The sequence below is a fragment of the Ruegeria sp. A4 genome (genome assembly GCF_056543025.1).
On sequence record NZ_JBQGAW010000001.1, the window covers coordinates 1,477,506 to 1,493,451 of the forward strand.

Consider the following 15,946-nt stretch of genomic DNA (forward strand, 5'->3'; position numbering starts at 1 on the left):
AAGTCGCTCTTGCGGCGTCCTCAAACAAAGGAAATTGGTTTCCTTTACCTCCGGTAGTTCCGGTCTCTTTGTCTTTGCGAAGGCTGTTACAGAACGTGCAAGCGAACCGGAAATTCGCAAAGTTAAACGCGGACCAAGGATAAATTGATTTGGGCCTAAAGTGATCCACAGCCCCGTCGGAACGGATGTCTTTGGATTCACAGTAGAAGCATTTTTGGTATGAGGCCGCCTTGAGGTGGTCTTTGCAGTCCCGCCACACGCTTGAGTGATTCTCGATTCTATCTGGCCCATCAGCAAGAGCCGTAATCGCTCGCTCATCGAAGTCGTCGGGTCTACCAACAAATGCAAGATCAATGAACCTCACTCTTCTGCCTTTCTCGATGATCTGATCAGAGCGGCTTCCACAAGCTCGCGAGCTTCCTCTGGGTCTAACCCCTTTGTGCCTTGACCTGCGTCAGCAGTTTCTAATGCTGTGCGTTCTGCACGCGCGCGCAGATACTCTGTATAGACCGGATCGCGCATTTGGTAATGGAACCCAAAATCTTCAAGCCTAGTCGTAGCCTTTTCAAGCTCGTCCTTTTCTGAATCTGTTAGTTGCCCTTTGCTAGAAAGCGTTCGCTGAATTTCCAGAAGGTTTTGAGTTGTGGTGTCCACAGCAGCGTTGAGGTCAAACATCTCACTCGTAATCACACCAGCGTAGCCCATTCCCATAGGATCCATGCTGGGCTCTTCTGCAGAAATATTCAAAGTCTCGTCATCGCGCTTTAAAATTTGGACTTGTTCTTTCAACAACTCGGCGACAGCAATTGGGTTGTGAGTAGCAAGGAGGACATGGCTGGATTGGCTATTGTCGTTCTCATCTTTGAGAAAATCTCGAATGTGCTGAATATATTCGACGCTCCAGCGCGGGTTGAGATGGGTGTCGGGCTCATCTAGAAGAAAAAGACTTTCTTCCGCAGAAGTGAACTGCAGCAGCCCTAGAACCGTGAGCAGTTGTTGCTCTCCTTCACTCAACTCCCGGAAGGTCACGGACCCGTCATTTTTCTTAAGTTTAACCCTGATCCGGACTTCGTCGATCAGGTCCGAAACATGCGTACTCTCTAGGTCGCGGAAAAACTCGGCTGATGTTTTTCCTTTTGCTAATTCTCGGAGTGCATCAATATCTTTGGCGTAAAGATACAAATACTCACGCGTTCTGGTCCGTCGAACATCATACAATTCTCGGCGTTTGATGCGGATCGGGGCGAGCGAGATTTCGTATAGCTTGGCCAAGAAGTCGCGGACGATCCCTTTTGAATTCCAGAATCTATGATCGCCGCCTGTCGCGTTCTTACTGTACCAGTAAGGCTGCTTAAGAACGAAAAGAACGGATTCTATACCGCCTTCTTCAAGGCCCAACTGTTTTTGAAGGAATGTGTTGGTCCGCTCTTTATTGTTCACGAGGAAGGACAACAGAACGAAGTTGCTATGCACGGGCTCAGCGAAGAACATACGCTTCAGGCCGGGATCATTGTTCTTGATCAGCTTGTCATCATAGTTCCTGAGATAGGCGCGAAAGACCTCTTTCATTCGCTCGCTTTCGCCAGAGTAGTAGCCGAACAAGAACCGTGGCAGGTGCTCGGAGTCTTCACCCAAGAGCTGCGTTCTGCTGACCGTTGCTCCCTCTAGATCATCAAAGGAGGCGCCCACCGGATAGGGCTCGGGATGCTTGTCTTTGCTGACGGTCTTTGCTTGATAGGCTTCCTTTCGTTCGGGGTCAGCGTCGATGAAGACCCAACGGTCCTGGATTTCGTAAGCGATACGATACTTGATCGATGGTACGTTCTTCTTGCCGTGCCTGTCCGCCCCCATGAGCAGATCGCGGAAGATCTCAGTTAGGGCTTCCAGAACATTGGATTTACCGGTGCCATTCCGACCGATCAGTACTGTGATCAAGTGGTCCTGAGAAAAATCAATCGTCACGTCCTTGAGGTTCTTGTACTGGTCTACCCAAAGCCAATCGATGCGCATTAGGTTGCCTCTGCCTTCGCAAGGCGCAACCAATCCTCGTCGCCGCGTCGCTCAACCTGGATTGAATTGCCTTCGACATATTCTTTGAGCTGGAGGTAGAAAGCTTCGACATCGTCTGATGACGAACCATCCCCAATTCCCAGCTCTCCAGCAGCCTTCGAGGCTGAGATCCAGTCTTTCTGCTTTTCCAGAACTTCGATTAGGTCGGTCAATGTCGGCCTCCTTGCCTTAGGCTTGCGGGATGGCGCGGGTTTTCGGTCGCGTTTGGCAGCTTGTTCCCTTTCGGCCTTTTCAACCTTGATGCGCTCCAGGAGGTCGGAGGCGGGCTCGTCGTCCGGGTCTTGGGGGACGAGCTGGCCGGAGAAAGCCTTTTTCAGTATGGATTGGCGCATCGCGTCGGCGCCTATGAGGGCGGCGTCGATCTCGGTTTCGAGCGCGTCGGCGGCTTCGAGACGGGCGTCGAGGCGGCGGATGATTTCAGATAGTTCGGCGGGGGAGCAGTAAGGAACTGGCAAGGCCTTCAAAACCGTCTTGTTGATCGAAGCTAGGTTCGTTGTTTGCTTGCCGCCTTTCTCGAAATAGTCGCGACCGAAGCTGTTACCCCAATGCGAGATGAACTGCGACCATGTCAGGTCGTGCCTGTAGGGCGAAGCGCGGAAAACGTGGTTCTGCGTAATGCATTTTGGGATTTGGCTTTCCCAAACCCATCCACGTCCAAGCTTGTCTCGGTCTCCGCCCTCATTGAACAAGATATCCCACGTCGCAAGGCCCAAGCTATCGGCCTGGGATCTCTCGATTTGCATAGTCTTGATTTCTTCGAGGTCGAGATAACCGCGCTGAACGTTCGCCACACGAAGGTAAGGCACTTCGATTGGGTCCTCAAATTTGCGGGATTTGCTGACGGACATTCCGGAGCCTATCGCCGCCACATCGTTTAGCCTAAGGAAGATCCATTCTTCAGGAATCGTCGGCAGCACAGCGCGTTCTTCCGCAGTGAGTGGCGCTGATGGTTTGTAGACCTCAGGTCTTCGCGGTTTTGGCCCTTTGGAACCAGCGGCTTCCCACGCCTCAACGACTTCGGACCATTCCTCGAATGCTGTGCGATGCCAGCCGTCCCGCTCGTACTCGGCTCTCTCAAGCAAGGTTTCGGGGGTTTCCAGCTTGTCGGCGTTCTGAGCGCGCCAGCCGGCGGTGAGGCGGCCTTCGAAAGCGGATTTCAGTAGGGACTGGCGGTAGAGGCTGAGGGTGGCGCGTGCCGTTTGCAGGCTCTCGACCCCCTTATCGATCTCGTCGACCATCGCTTCGATCTTCGCCACGATGCGGCGTTGCTCGTTCAGCGGAGGAATTGGAATAGAGACTTTGGCCAGATTCTTTCGTGAAATGCGCTTTCGAGTGGATCCGGACTGCAATGCGGTAATCTGGGAGCGAACCTCGGGCGAGTTGATGGCTCGCATTAGGTAGCGGCTATCGATGTCAGCGGTCCCAAGTCTTATTACGCAGACGTCAACGACAGTTACGAACCGCTCTTCGCCTTCCAAAGGAAACATGCAGCATCGACCAAGAGGGTCGGGCATACGTGCGACTAGCAGATCCCCTTTCCGAAGGAAGGTGCAGTTTAGTTCATCCGCTTTGTCGCGGGTTAGAAAGCGAGATGACTTGTCGACGAAATAGCTATCGCCAATGTCAGCCAATTGTATCAGCCGGACAGAACCATTTGGGTCTTGATCCTTGCTTTCGACCCAGTCGCCGTCGGAGAAAACGCCGTCGAAAGCAATCAAATCGCTAAGTGGTGGTTTGGCCCAAGTGGGCGGCAGATCAGTCATGCGGAGAGCGCCTCATTCATCTCGGTCATGATGGCGTCCATGCCGTCGCCGAAGAGCGCATACATTTGCCCCATGCCGCCCTTGCTGTCAAAGGGGGCCATTTCCAGATCGTCGCGCTCGATGGTGAACGACGTGGCGAGATGGTCGCGGATCATTCGCAGCCAGTTCATCTGTTCCTCGGTGAATTTCTCGCCCGCGCCCGAATGGCGATTCAGAATCCAGTTCTGAAAGTTGCGCCGCACCCGCTCGGAATGGCGGGTGAGCGTGTCATCGAGCCCAGTGACCCGGCGGATCAGCGCCACGAGTGCGGTCAGGTCGCTGGCGGGGTTGCTGCCCTTGTAGTCATCAAGATGCGCATAGGCGCGCCAGACGGTGAGCGGGGCGAGGCGTGGCCGATCCTCCGCCAGTTTCTTCAGCACGTCCTTGATCATGGCGTAGGTAACCTCAGACCGGCGGGCGGGAGTGTTGAAGTAGATCGACAGCGCCTCAATTTCGTCCCTGTTCTCGGTCAGGTACTCCTCGAACTCCTGCGCGATCTGCTTGGCGTTCTCGGCCACATCGCCCGCCCATTCGGCGCGCAGGAGCGTGTCGAGATTCTCATGGTCGATGGTCTGTTCGTTGTCGCGGCGGATCGTGTCCATCAGGGTGATAAGCGGGCCGGTGAAGACGTTGGCAGCCTGTCTGATCCGTTCCTCGCGCGCTGCCTGCATGTCGGCGTCGTCGGGTTCAGGGTGGCCCGCGGCCTTGGCGTCAGCCTCCACCTTGTCGGGGTCGATGGCGTCGAATAGGTCGCGCACGATGGCGGTAAGGGGCTTGCCGGCCTCAGTGGCGATCTTCTCCTGCTCCTCGGTTCCGAGCTTGTTGTCGAGCCGCGATAGACGGGCGGCAAGCGAACTTACCGATTCTTCGGATCGATCGCCCATCATCAGCCCCATGGCGAGATCTTTGAAGGGGATCGACGGTTTGGTATCCAGCGGTTGGCTCGATGTCTTGAGTGATTTGGTAACGCCGACCGCATCGACGATTACGTAGTGGGTTTTGGCCTGTGCAGAAGGCGTAACCTTCTTGAGGTCATCGGGTTTCAGGACGCGGGTGCCGCGGCCCTTCATCTGCTCGAAGTAGTTCTTTGACTTTACGTCACGCATGAAGATCAAGCATTCGAGTGGTTTCACATCGGTGCCGGTGGCGATCATGTCCACAGTAACGGCAATGCGCGGGTAGTAATCGTTTCGGAATGCTGAAAGTGAGGATTTCGGGTTTTTCGCCCCATTGGTGATCTTTCGGCAGAAATCGTTGCCCTCGCCGAATTCCTGCCGAACGGTCTGGATGATGTCGTCGGCGTGGCTGTCGGTCTTGGCAAAGATCAAGGTTTTCGGCAGTTCCTTCCGGCCGGGAAAGATCTCGGGCCACTTTTCGTAGAAAGCGCGTATAACCGTGCGGATTTGGTCGGGGTTAACGACGGAGCGGTCCAGCTGGGTGGCTGCGTAGGCTTCGTCCTCGTCTTGCGTCTCCCACCTTTTTGCGCGTGTTTCACGCTCGCGTTTCTCGACCAACTGCTCAGACTTGAGAGTCTCTCCACTCTGGGTGATCTGGGTTTCGATTAGGTAGATTTCGTTGCCTACGTTGACCTTGTCGGCCACGGCCTTTTCGTGGGTATACTCGCTGACAACGTTCTTCTGAAAGAAACCATAAGTTCGGTTGTCAGGGGTGGCGGTCAAGCCGATCAAATAGGCGTCGAAATACTCGATAACCTGGCGCCAAAGATTGTAGATTGATCGGTGGCATTCATCGATCACAACGACATCGAAGTACTCCGGCGGGAGCTTTGCGTTATAGACAACCGGAAGAGGTTCCTTGCGGCGCCACTTTTGTTCGGCCGGGTTTTGGTCTTCCGCGCCTTGATTGAGTTCCTCGCCCTTGAGCGTGGCATACATTCGCTGGATCGTGGAGATGACAACCTGGCTGTCATTCGCGATGGAGGGCGAGGTGAGGCGCTGGACGTTGTAGAGCTCGGTGAACTTGCGATTGTCGTCATTGGGGATGAAGGTCATGAACTCCTGTTCGGCCTGCTCTCCTAGGTTTTTGGTGTCTACTAGAAACAAGATCCGGCGGGCGCCGGCGTGCTTAAGCAAACGGTAGACCTGAGTTATCGCAGTGAAGGTCTTACCTGACCCAGTTGCCATTTGGACAAGAGCGCGGGGCTTGTCTGACTTCAGCGATGTTTCAAGGTTTGTGATCGCTTTGATCTGGCAGTCGCGGAGGCCTTCGGGAATGAGGTTTGGAAGTGCAGAAATCCCAGCCCGCAGGCTTTGTGGTGCCTGCGCCCAAGCTTTTAGGGTTTCAGGTCGGTGAAACGTAAATATCTCGCGTGAACGTGGATTTGTGTCTCTCGCATTCGTGAAACGCGTGATTTGTCCCGTGCTCTCGTAGAGGAAAGGCAATGGCTCAGCGTTAGCTACCCACTTGAGCTTTGCGTTGGCATAGCCCTCCGACTGTTCTTCTACCGAAGTTAGCTTTACCCCCCAGCTGTCAGGTTTAGCCTCGACGACACCAACAGCCTGCCTGTCTGCAAAAAGGACATAGTCGGCGGGTCCAATGTCAGTTTGGTATTCACGCACCGCGACACCCAAGCCTGCATTGAAATCTATGGAATTTTTGTCCTGAACCAACCAACCTGACGCTGTTAGCCGCTCGTCAATGCGGTCTCTCGCAATTTGTTCAGGAGTCTTGTTAGCTTCAACCGACATACCTAGTAGTTTCGCTTTAAACCAGATCTAGAAAGTTTAATAAAACCAGTAAATTGAAAGGTCGGAACTATCATTGCTCGTCAGTTCTGTTCTATTGATTTTCAATATGACCGCAATCATGCGGGTTGCCTGTTGTATTTTGGGGTCAGCATAACGTGTGAGATGAAATCTACCAGCCGAAAACACCAGTTAAGAAGTCGATCTCGAGAAAGACTCATGCACCGATGAAATACGCTTTCTACGATACTGAAACCACTGGTACTGATACCACGTTTGACCAGATTCTGCAGTTCGCAGCTATCCTCACTGATGCTGATCTGAACGAATTGGATCGCTTCGAAATCCGGTGCCGCCTGCTTCCCCATGTCGTTCCGGCACCGGGCGCTCTGTTGGTGACAGGCGTGACGCCGGCAATGCTGACGGACCCCAGCCTTCCGACCCATTACAACGCCATATGGACGATTGCCCAAAAGCTGCGTGAATGGTCCCCGGCGATCTTCGCAGGGTACAACACTTTAGCGTTTGACGAACCGATGATGCGTCAGGCGTTCTATCAGACCTTGCAGCCGATTTACCTGACCAACACGAACGGTAATCAGAGGGCAGACGTGCTTCGTCTGGCGCAGGCAACGGCGGCGCTGGCGCCAAATGCCATTACGGTCCCAATCAACCACAACGAACGGCCTACACTGAAACTCGACATGCTGGCCCCGGCGAATGGCTTTTCACATGAGAACGCCCATGACGCTTTGGCGGATGTGGAGGCAACCATCTATATGGCCCGCCTGATCCGCGACGGCGCGCCGGAAGTGTGGGATTCTCTGATGCCGTTGGTCGACAAGTTGGAGGTACAGGCGCGCGTGCTTTCGGGTCAGCCCCAATGCCTCGTTCACTATCACATGGGTCGACCGACCGTATTGCCGGTGGCGGGCTGCGGTCAGAGCCCAGACAACCCCACCATGCTTGGGGTCTTCGATCTGACCAAGGACCCCGAACCATTTCTACGAATGGATGTCGACGACTTGGTGAAAGCCATGCAGGGACCAGATAGGGCGATCCGTATCGTCACGTCGAACAAGATGCCGGCAGTGGTCGACATTAACCTTGGACCCAATTTAGGTGTGTCTGAAACCGAGATCGCCCGTAGGGCTTCTCAGGTCGTCCAGGATGGTCAGTTCGCTGGGCGTGTTGGGCAAGCACTTAAACAACGCTACCCGCCCTGGCAGGCCGCAGAGGTGGTCGAGGCGCGGATTTATGAAGGGTTCCCAACGCGAGCCGACCAAGATCGCATGCAGGCCTTTCACTTAGCTAAATGGCAAGAGCGGGCGGAACTGGTCGAAACCTTCGCAGATAGTCGCTTGCGTGAGCTTGGTCGGAGGCTCGTTTTTCTCGAAAAACCGGATGCGTTGGAACCGAGTCGAAGAAAAGGTCTTGAGACATGGCTCTATAACCGAATGCAAGGACGCGATGGTGTTGAGGCAGGTCGTACGATTAAGGACGCGATTGCCGAACTCGATGAAATAGATCCTAACCAAGCAAATTCTTCCGAACTTGAAGAAATCAAAACGTGGTTCAGGTCAAAGTGTGATGCAGCCCAAATAAAAAAATGATTGGATGAGATGCGTGACTGTGAAGTCCACGCGTCCGCAACGCACAACACAGTAGATTAAACTTTTGCTTCATAGGTGGGGGTGGGTATACCCAGGCACGTGGGCTAGGAGGGTCGCGCCACTAACGTAAGTTGAGTTGCAGCCGGCGGTAGGCCCGCCGGCGGCGTAGATCGAAGTCTAGAACGGCGTGTCCACACCTTTGGTCGTTTCGGAGTATGGCATGAGCTTGGGTTCGCCGGTTTCGGAAAGTCTTACTTCGAATTCGGTTTCAGCTTTACCGCCCTTAGTTTTGAAGCCGCGGCGTGCACAACGTTTGCCGGAAGTTGAGTTGTTGAACTGATAGATGCCGCTCACCCATCCAATCTCACCCATTAACCTCTTTATCCGCTGCGAGTCAGTATTACTCATGCGCGCCGTTTTGATGCCCAGAAGCTTTTTGATCGATTCTACAGAAACACGACCATCAACACCCTCGAAAGCAGACATCAAATCGTCAGCATATGGATCTTCTGCCAGGCGTTGCGCTTGGGTGTCGGCAGCGGCCTTGCGCAAATCACGAGACAACGTGAGAGCTTCGCCCGCTGCTTCACGCGCCGCGGCCTCTGCCCACAGCTGGTCTACGACCGCTGCAAACCCAATCAAATCAATTGCGCCTACAGTGACCGGCCAGATGCGGCGATTGCCTGTTGGGTCACGCAAGTAATCGGTTTCGTTGGTCGTACCAATGATAACGCAGTGGCGTTTGTGGCTGCGAGCTACCTTGTCATAGGGGCGACGGTAGGTATCCGTGCTTTCGCTCAAGAACTTTTTCAGTTCTTGGCTGCCAACTTTGCTCATACCTTCGAGTTCTTGGCACTCGGCGATCCACGCGCGGTCCAAAATCTGAGCCCGTGTACGTTCATCGCTTTTCAGGTTTAAGCTTTCCACAAACCAGTCGCTGTTTATCGCTAAGGTTCTCAAAAGACTGGACTTACCAGTACCCTGACGACCTTCTAGCACAAGCATAGTGTCGAACTTGCACCCTGGTTTGCGGATGCGCTTTACGGCACCGATCAGTGTTTTGGCGCCAAATTCCCTGTTAAGCGGTGTGTCTTCTGCGTTGCAGTAGTCGATCATCCACGTATCGAGGCGAGATTTTCCATCCCACTTCACCGAGTCTAGGTATTCGATCACCGGGTGATAGCGGTTTTCGTGGGCCAGTGCGACAAGTTCACGGTTCACGCTTTCTGGCGACGCCTTGAAATCAAGCTCTATACTGAACTTGCTTGAAAGGATGTCATCAATATCGTTCAAGTCGCGATCATCCACACCGGCGCCTGTGATTTCATCCGACTGGGTGAAATCGTTCCTGCGAGCAGTGACACCTAACTGAGCAAGAGCATGGCGCACGTTCTTTGGATCCCCTTTTAGTGGGGACAGGTTCTTGTCGACAGCTGGCCATGCTTCCAAGCGTGCATTGACTGCATCCTGTGCCCGGGCAACCTGGCGGCTGGCGTACTTAGCAGGATCCGAGTTTTCACGAACGTGTGCACCGATTTGCAACGACGGCGCCAGAAGCAACGAAACGGCGTGCCCTGGCGAAACGCCATTTCTTAGCATCCATATTGTTGCTGCAAAAACCAGCTCTGAGCGGCTCTTATACTCGCGACCTGGCGGGTTGGTGCCCGTTTCAATTGCCTTCTTCCAACCTGCATCATTCGGCAACACCGACAAGGGGTCGTCTGGAAGGCCGGTGGGGGATATCACCTTATCGGCTGTCGTTGGCTTTTTATCGGCCTTTACGTTCGAAAATGCTAACGGTTTAGGCAGATCGAAATCCGAATATTTGTATTCGACTGGTGGCACCGACAGATCACGCGGATGGCACAACACGGAAGTTGCAGGCTTGCGGCCATCCGCCATCTTCTTGTCGTTTAACCAGTTCACTGTGCCGGGCAAACGAAGCAGACGGCTGATATCATGCGTTCCTGGCCCACCTTCTAAAGCTTGCAGAAGGCCCTGGTTAAGCTCTTCAGCCTGGTCTGGGTCGATCGGATCAGACAAGCGCCATAGTGCCTGGTAACCGCCCCCCGTGAGCCATACCGCCGATGGTTCCGGAACCCCTTCAGGACGTGTTTTTGGATCAAACAAAAGCGACTGAGGACGGTTGGACTGATCAAACTCATCGCCAGGATAGTCTTTGAAGTCCAGGTCGACATGCAGATAGCGAACCTTTTTAACATTCCGTTTGTTGCGTTCACCGACCAAGTGCTCGGCATTTGCCACGAAGTAAATATTGCGGCGAAAGTCGGTGCCATTGTTTGTTGCGACAAAGTTAAAGGCAGCTTGGTATTTATCTACGCGATAGCGCTTCGAAACAGGCGATGCGCGTCCGCGGCTTTCCATGCGCTCAAGGTAAATATCTGCTTCAGGGTTGATCCAGCCGAGGAAAGCCATTGCTTCCTCAGGCTGAGATGTAGGCACGTCTGCGCAGAGGCGACCGAACTCAAAGTCTGAAGTATGGTTCTTAGACATTGTGGACCCCCTTTGCGACAAAGGCGTCCAAGTCCGATTTTTGATAGCGAACCATTTTGTTCTCGAGCTTCACGAAACGTGGGCCACGATTTTGAGAGCGCCGTTTTTCAAGTGTTTGGTGGCTCAGGCCGAGGCGCTTTGCTGCAGCTTTTGTGCAAACAAGTTCTTCATTTGTGATTTCCATAGGAAACCTCCTTTCATCAAAGAGGTTTCCCAATATTCACACAAATCTACCCGGCGCTAATCATTCAAAATAGGCGTTTCAAATCCCGCACAGGATCATCGGGACCGGAAACAGGAATAAAAAACGGACCAAACAGCTCTTTAGCTTGGACGATCCAGCCCGACATAAATTCAGTCTCAATGTTTCCGTAGCACGCCACTTGCTCGACCAATTCGTTTTTGTTCTCGCCAAACTTCCGCGCCAGTCTGGCCACGACGCTGTTTTCTTCGACCATTGAGCAAAATTCTATGCCTTGGTGTTTGAGGCGATGAAGGACATCGCGTGCGATTGTCTTCCTCCCTCTGCAGGCTTTTTCGTCATGATCGCCCCAAACGATCCTTCCTTCCTCTCGAAGGTATTGTGCGCCACCTCGATCCGCTATGTATTCCTTTGCCATTTCGACCAACAAAGGAAAGTCGCGACTCTGCTTTAGGTCATCTCGTGGCTTGATGCCAAAAACAGCTTTCTTTGCGTCACGAAGGCGTTCCAAGTCTGTTTGCTTATTCCCTGTTTGCATGGGATGCGCTCGGATAAGAGCGAGAAGAAAAAGATCGACGAACGTATTGGCGAGCGGATCTGCATCTCGCCAATCGTAGTTTTCAATGGTGAAATCATCCCACCATTTTGAAGACTCTTCTGTCATGGAACTCTCCTGCGAAAATTAGCCCGCCGAAAGTTCAAGTATCTTGGCGGCAACAAGTGATACCGGTGCACGGAGCCGTTCGACATCGCTGACGATGTAGCCGGCGGTCACGTCCCCAGACAGACGGTGGTTCAGCAAACGTTTCAGCGCGTAGTGCGGCACGTCAAGGCTCTCTGCGATGGTAATAAATGTGCGCCTCAGGTCGTGAAGCGTAAATGCCACGCCGCTCTTTTCGCTCACGCGTGCCGTAAACTTCTTTGTCTCAACGATGTGGCCCGTCCGACCTGTACTTGGAAAGACCCAAGGCGAGGATTTCACTTGCGCTTTACGTTCCTTAAACAAGCCCACAAGAAAGTCTGACAGAGGTAGGTCGAGCGGATCTCCGTTCTTTGTCTTTGGAATGTGAAGTGCCCGCTCTCTCAAGTTAACGTTTTCCCAACGAAGAGAAGCAATTTCGTTCCGGCGCATACCTGTGAATAACGCGATCAACAGGAAATCACGTGAATACTCAGGCTCTTCCATAACAGCAGCCCACCAGGCCGGAAGATCGTGTGCCGAAACCGCACTGCGACGACGTTTTTCCGGGTACCAGGCGCGTGCCTGAGTAAGGATCGCGACGGGGTTTGGTGGAAACTCATCATGTTCAGCAGCAGTTACATTGTAGACTGAGCGTAAGTGGCGCATGACCGTATTGGCGGTCACCTGACCATGTGCTGCCGCAATACGTTGATGGCGCTTGAGCACCATTTGACGGCTAATGCTTGTTATCGGCGTTTGTTTCCAGTCTTTCAGATACAGAGAAACCGTCCGCTGGTAACGGTCGCAGGTGCTTTCAGCCAAGGTGCTTCGAATGGAAAAGAAACGTTCAAAGGCTTGAGCAAGAGTTATGTTTTCTTGGGCAATACGCCGCTTTTCGGCGTTCGGATCGACCCCAGTGGCCATATCAGACAGGATGCCAAGGGCGCGTTTTCTTGCTTCATCAACGGACACCACATCGGTACGGCCAATTGTGGTTCGCCGTGTTCGCCCGGCAACCTGCCCTTCAACAAAAAACACTTTGGACTTTGATCCTATTCGCACACCGAAGCCGCGAAGGATCTCATCGCGATACAGTTTTTGTCCGACTGCGGGATGGGGAAGCTCTGCGACAGAGCGTTTTGTAAAACGAAGAGTAGGCATTGAGACCTCCTTTTGGCCTCAACTCAACCTAAGCACGATATCGTGAAAAAGCAATCATTTTCAAGATGTTATCATACTTCGTCCGGTTTGATCGAACGCGCGCATGCGTGAGCGCGGAACAAGATGATCGGCCACTTTAAGAATAGTCTTTCGTCGAAAATGGCAGTCACCATTGTTTCAGTGAGTCCACCAAAGCGCCTTAGATCCATCGAACGGCGAGCCCAAAGGGTGTGGGCACAGTAAATCGCCGGTCATAGGGTGGGGTGGCTAAGATGCCTGGTAGCAATTCACCTTTTGCCACATTCGTCTTACCGAAGGACGACACCACTGGAATTGAATGGTTTGGCAGCCAACCACTTATTTTTGAGAAGGAACTTGTTTTCTCCTGCGCGGCCCTATTTCCGCCCTCTTTGGGCATAAGAAGTCGAGGCATGAGCGATTATGATCTTTCTCAATTGCATTCGATTTGTCAGCGGTGGTCTCACAAGCTTCGGCCAAAGAACTTCAAAAACGATGTTCCAATTAAGCGGCTTCCTAGACCTAGTTATGACGGTATCAATAGCTACAACGGGTTCACCGGTGCAGAGCGTCGGCGTGGAATGCAGGTCGTGCAAGTGCTCATGAAGAACGGGGTTATTGAGCGACCGAAAGAGTGCGATATTTGCGGCAAGACCGAACGCGTGAACTTTCACGGTGAGGACTACTTCGATCCGTTTTCCATGGCTCGACTTTGCTTTCCTTGTCACATGGCGCTGCATAGACGTTTTAAGTCGCCAGACAAATGGCACGAGTTGCTATTTCGAAACTCGGATTCACCCAACATCGACACTTACCGCAAACTACCTTTAATAGAGCCTGATTTTGCGGCTTGGTTGCGCAAGAATACCGATGGACCCCATGATCCCGTTGCACGTATATGGCCGGATCGGGATATTCCAGATTATCAACCAAGAGCGCAGTCGTAGGTGCTGGCATTTTGGTTAGTTTTCCGACACCAATTGATCAAACATCCCGAGTGCGACCATGAGCGATCCTCGTTCCTGTCACAATGCACTCTTTTTGCAAACAGCGACAAACCGATGAAAAAGTTATTATTCAAGGCACAAAATTGGGCACTTGCCACACTAGTGGTTGTCTGTGGGTTTGGTTCCACCGCTTTGGCCAAAAGTTGGGATAAGGCCATCGAAGAAGTCGAAACGAAATCTGACTTCTATTGGGAATACGGCAAAAGCCGAGGCGCGTTTACAATGCTCGGAACTGCGTACAACGAAATCGGTATACCGCAACACAAGTGCGCGATTTTGGGCAGGATGCTCGGATTCGCTGATTACATTCAGCATCTTGAAAAAATCGAAGACCCAGAGATTAGAGACGACCTTACCGAAGATGAAATACAGAATCTCATGTATCACTCGCAGTTTCTAGGCAACTGGGTTTTCGTAGCCAGAAGCTTGGTCGACGCTAGTGACCAGGATAGGCAACAGATTTGGAATTTGGACTGCGTGGGCAAGCAAGGAATACCACCAGATTTGTTTGTTGGCCTTAAAGACTCTTCGGCTAATTTAGTTGTCGAAGGCTCTGACATTCGTGTTCTTGGTGATTTTGAACCTGGCTTTTATGAGCGGTTTGAACAGTTAATTTTAGATAATCCTCAGGTGCAACGCGTGATACTGGGAAGTGGAGGAGGAAGTGTTAGGGACGCTATTCTGGCGGGGCTACTTATTAGGGAAAAGGGTCTTTCAACAACGCTTTCTGCGAACTGCTACTCAGCATGCCCACTCGCTTTTCTGGGTGGCGTTCGTCGGACGATATGGTCGCCTTATCCTAAATTAGCTTTTCACAGAGTTTCACGCCCAAATGAACAAGAAGTACCGTTTGACGATCCGGTCTACGATCTTATCGAAAATTATGTGTCAGAGATGGGGGCTAATCCCGACTTTGTTATGCGACATATCTTTGCGGCGTCCCCAAGTGAATTCAGCTATCCAGACTATCCAGAACTATGCATTTCTGCGACAACCACTTGGATTCAGCGGCTTTGTACAAGCGATGAATACCAGTGAAATTATTGCTGCGGAGTGTCGCTCTATCTAATGATAAGATACCCGAGTCTTAGAAGTACTTTAGGGTCTGGTCCTATCGAAAGTGAAAGTAGAGGCACAAGACTTTGACAAAGGTTTCCTATTTTCAGAGGTTTTCTCAGCGCGAGAACCACGCGACCAACAACACGCTTCTTATCCTGCGACGTTTCTACGATGAGTCTCCTTTCAAACTGGAGAGAGTGCTTTCAGCATTGATAGAAGACGAGCTCGGCATAGGCCTCCAGTTTGAGCAACAAGTGAGCGGAAGCGCTAGTGTACCAGACGCACTGATTTCCCAACCGGCGTTTAACCTATTTATTGAAACAAAGCGTGGGGATGCGCTCGACGACGACCAAATTGAGCGGCACCTAGATACCATCAAACAGCATGCACCCGAAAAAAGCGGCAATTACCTAATTGGTTTGACGCAGGAAGGAATCCCAGCCGAGCAAGCGAACCGGCTTCGGGCGAAGGCTGCGCAAAATGGTGTGGTGTTTTCGGCGACCACGTTCTCACAGCTACTCGATGTGCTTACAAGCGAATGCGAGGCATACGAGAGGGATCTTTCAGCGATTGTTGACGACTTTGAGGACTACCTTGCGAACGAGGAATTGTTGGAGACAAGAAATCAAAGGCTACCAATTATTCCTTGCGGCACATCTTTTGAAGAGAATAAGCGTTTTAGACTGTACTACGAGCCGGCGAACAGGCGAAGCAAGGGCGCTTACCGGTTTATAGGAATCTACAAAAACAAGTGTGTGCAGTTGATCGGTGAGATTGCGGCAATAGCTGTCACGAAGTGGTGCGATGATGCGCTTACAATCTCAACAGAATTTGGCACTGTTGACGACGAACAGCGAGACTTGATCAAACGCGTGGTTGCGGAAACCGACTACTACGATCTTACGGAAGAACCAATGCGTTTCTATCTATTTGGCTCACTGTTTGAGACTGAAATCCGAAAAATCAGTTCCGGTGGAATTTTTGGTCTTCGTTATTTGGATCTGGCGAAGATGGAACTCTCTATTCCGCTGAATAACGAAACGTCTGTCGAAGAATTGTCGGAAGCTCTTCGTGGTCAGGTGTTTGAGTAGTTAGTAACTAGCGGAATGGTAG

The 15,946-nt window shown here is 52.2% G+C and carries 11 protein-coding genes; 4 read left to right on the forward strand and 7 right to left on the reverse strand.

Annotated features, from left to right (window positions below; genetic code table 11):
- Positions 1-360: 360 nt before the first annotated feature.
- Genes ACR0E2_RS07345 through ACR0E2_RS07355 form a run of 3 tightly spaced genes read right to left on the reverse strand, consistent with a single transcriptional unit; the run spans position 361 to position 6,580 of the window.
- The gene (locus tag ACR0E2_RS07345) at positions 361-2,010 is read right to left on the reverse strand and encodes an AAA family ATPase (protein WP_480445896.1); all 1,650 of its coding nucleotides are present in this window, start codon (positions 2,008-2,010) and stop codon (positions 361-363) included.
- Complete coding sequence (locus tag ACR0E2_RS07350; RefSeq protein WP_480445897.1) at positions 2,010-3,833, reverse strand: restriction endonuclease subunit S; 1,824 nt, start codon at positions 3,831-3,833, stop codon at positions 2,010-2,012. The genes ACR0E2_RS07345 and ACR0E2_RS07350 overlap by 1 nt, the downstream gene beginning before the upstream one ends.
- Positions 3,830-6,580 (reverse strand): type I restriction endonuclease subunit R, encoded by a 2,751-nt coding sequence (locus tag ACR0E2_RS07355; RefSeq protein WP_480445899.1) that lies wholly within the window; start codon positions 6,578-6,580, stop codon positions 3,830-3,832. The genes ACR0E2_RS07350 and ACR0E2_RS07355 overlap by 4 nt, the downstream gene beginning before the upstream one ends.
- A gap of 224 nt (positions 6,581-6,804) precedes the next feature.
- On the opposite strand from ACR0E2_RS07355, the gene ACR0E2_RS07360 reads away from it, so the two are divergent.
- Positions 6,805-8,190, forward strand: coding sequence for an exonuclease domain-containing protein (locus ACR0E2_RS07360; RefSeq protein WP_480445900.1), 1,386 nt, complete (start codon positions 6,805-6,807; stop codon positions 8,188-8,190).
- 177 nt (positions 8,191-8,367) lie between these two features.
- On the opposite strand, the gene ACR0E2_RS07365 is transcribed toward ACR0E2_RS07360, so the two are convergent.
- From ACR0E2_RS07365 to ACR0E2_RS07380, 4 genes are all read right to left on the reverse strand, one after another.
- Positions 8,368-10,704 carry a virulence-associated E family protein gene (locus ACR0E2_RS07365; protein WP_480445901.1) on the reverse strand — a complete coding sequence of 779 codons (2,337 nt, stop codon included), beginning with the start codon at positions 10,702-10,704 and terminating at the stop codon, positions 8,368-8,370.
- Positions 10,697-10,888, reverse strand: a complete 192-nt coding sequence (locus ACR0E2_RS07370; RefSeq protein ID WP_480445903.1) for a helix-turn-helix transcriptional regulator — start codon at positions 10,886-10,888, stop codon at positions 10,697-10,699. Before ACR0E2_RS07370 ends, ACR0E2_RS07365 begins: the two co-directional genes overlap by 8 nt.
- Positions 10,889-10,952: 64 nt before the next feature.
- Positions 10,953-11,570 carry a hypothetical protein gene (locus tag ACR0E2_RS07375; RefSeq protein ID WP_480445904.1) on the reverse strand — a complete coding sequence of 206 codons (618 nt, stop codon included), beginning with the start codon at positions 11,568-11,570 and terminating at the stop codon, positions 10,953-10,955.
- 18 nt (positions 11,571-11,588) lie between these two features.
- Complete coding sequence (locus ACR0E2_RS07380) at positions 11,589-12,749, reverse strand: tyrosine-type recombinase/integrase (protein WP_480445906.1); 1,161 nt, start codon at positions 12,747-12,749, stop codon at positions 11,589-11,591.
- A 272-nt stretch (positions 12,750-13,021) separates the two neighbouring features.
- Between ACR0E2_RS07380 and ACR0E2_RS07385 the strand changes: the two genes are divergently transcribed.
- The 3 genes from ACR0E2_RS07385 (at position 13,022) to ACR0E2_RS07395 (ending at position 15,924) form a co-directional block, all read left to right on the forward strand.
- Positions 13,022-13,714, forward strand: a complete 693-nt coding sequence (locus ACR0E2_RS07385) for a hypothetical protein (protein ID WP_480445908.1) — start codon at positions 13,022-13,024, stop codon at positions 13,712-13,714.
- Between the two features lie 114 nt (positions 13,715-13,828).
- Complete coding sequence (locus ACR0E2_RS07390) at positions 13,829-14,812, forward strand: COG3904 family protein (protein WP_480445910.1); 984 nt, start codon at positions 13,829-13,831, stop codon at positions 14,810-14,812.
- Positions 14,813-14,916: 104 nt separating this feature from the next.
- Complete coding sequence (locus tag ACR0E2_RS07395; protein WP_480445911.1) at positions 14,917-15,924, forward strand: hypothetical protein; 1,008 nt, start codon at positions 14,917-14,919, stop codon at positions 15,922-15,924.
- Positions 15,925-15,946 lie beyond the last annotated feature (22 nt).

Bases quoted from the DNA above. Each gene is read 5' to 3' on its own strand.
- ACR0E2_RS07385 (WP_480445908.1), top strand. From the start codon at position 13,022: ATGCCTGGTAGCAATTCACCTTTTGCCACATTCGTCTTACCGAAGGAC.
- ACR0E2_RS07355 (WP_480445899.1), bottom strand. From the start codon at position 6,580: ATGTCGGTTGAAGCTAACAAGACTCCTGAACAAATTGCGAGAGACCGC.
- ACR0E2_RS07360 (WP_480445900.1), top strand. From the start codon at position 6,805: ATGAAATACGCTTTCTACGATACTGAAACCACTGGTACTGATACCACG.
- ACR0E2_RS07350 (WP_480445897.1), bottom strand. From the start codon at position 3,833: ATGACTGATCTGCCGCCCACTTGGGCCAAACCACCACTTAGCGATTTG.
- ACR0E2_RS07370 (WP_480445903.1), bottom strand. From the start codon at position 10,888: ATGGAAATCACAAATGAAGAACTTGTTTGCACAAAAGCTGCAGCAAAG.
- ACR0E2_RS07390 (WP_480445910.1), top strand. From the start codon at position 13,829: ATGAAAAAGTTATTATTCAAGGCACAAAATTGGGCACTTGCCACACTA.
- ACR0E2_RS07345 (WP_480445896.1), bottom strand. From the start codon at position 2,010: ATGCGCATCGATTGGCTTTGGGTAGACCAGTACAAGAACCTCAAGGAC.
- ACR0E2_RS07365 (WP_480445901.1), bottom strand. From the start codon at position 10,704: ATGTCTAAGAACCATACTTCAGACTTTGAGTTCGGTCGCCTCTGCGCA.
- ACR0E2_RS07380 (WP_480445906.1), bottom strand. From the start codon at position 12,749: ATGCCTACTCTTCGTTTTACAAAACGCTCTGTCGCAGAGCTTCCCCAT.
- ACR0E2_RS07375 (WP_480445904.1), bottom strand. From the start codon at position 11,570: ATGACAGAAGAGTCTTCAAAATGGTGGGATGATTTCACCATTGAAAAC.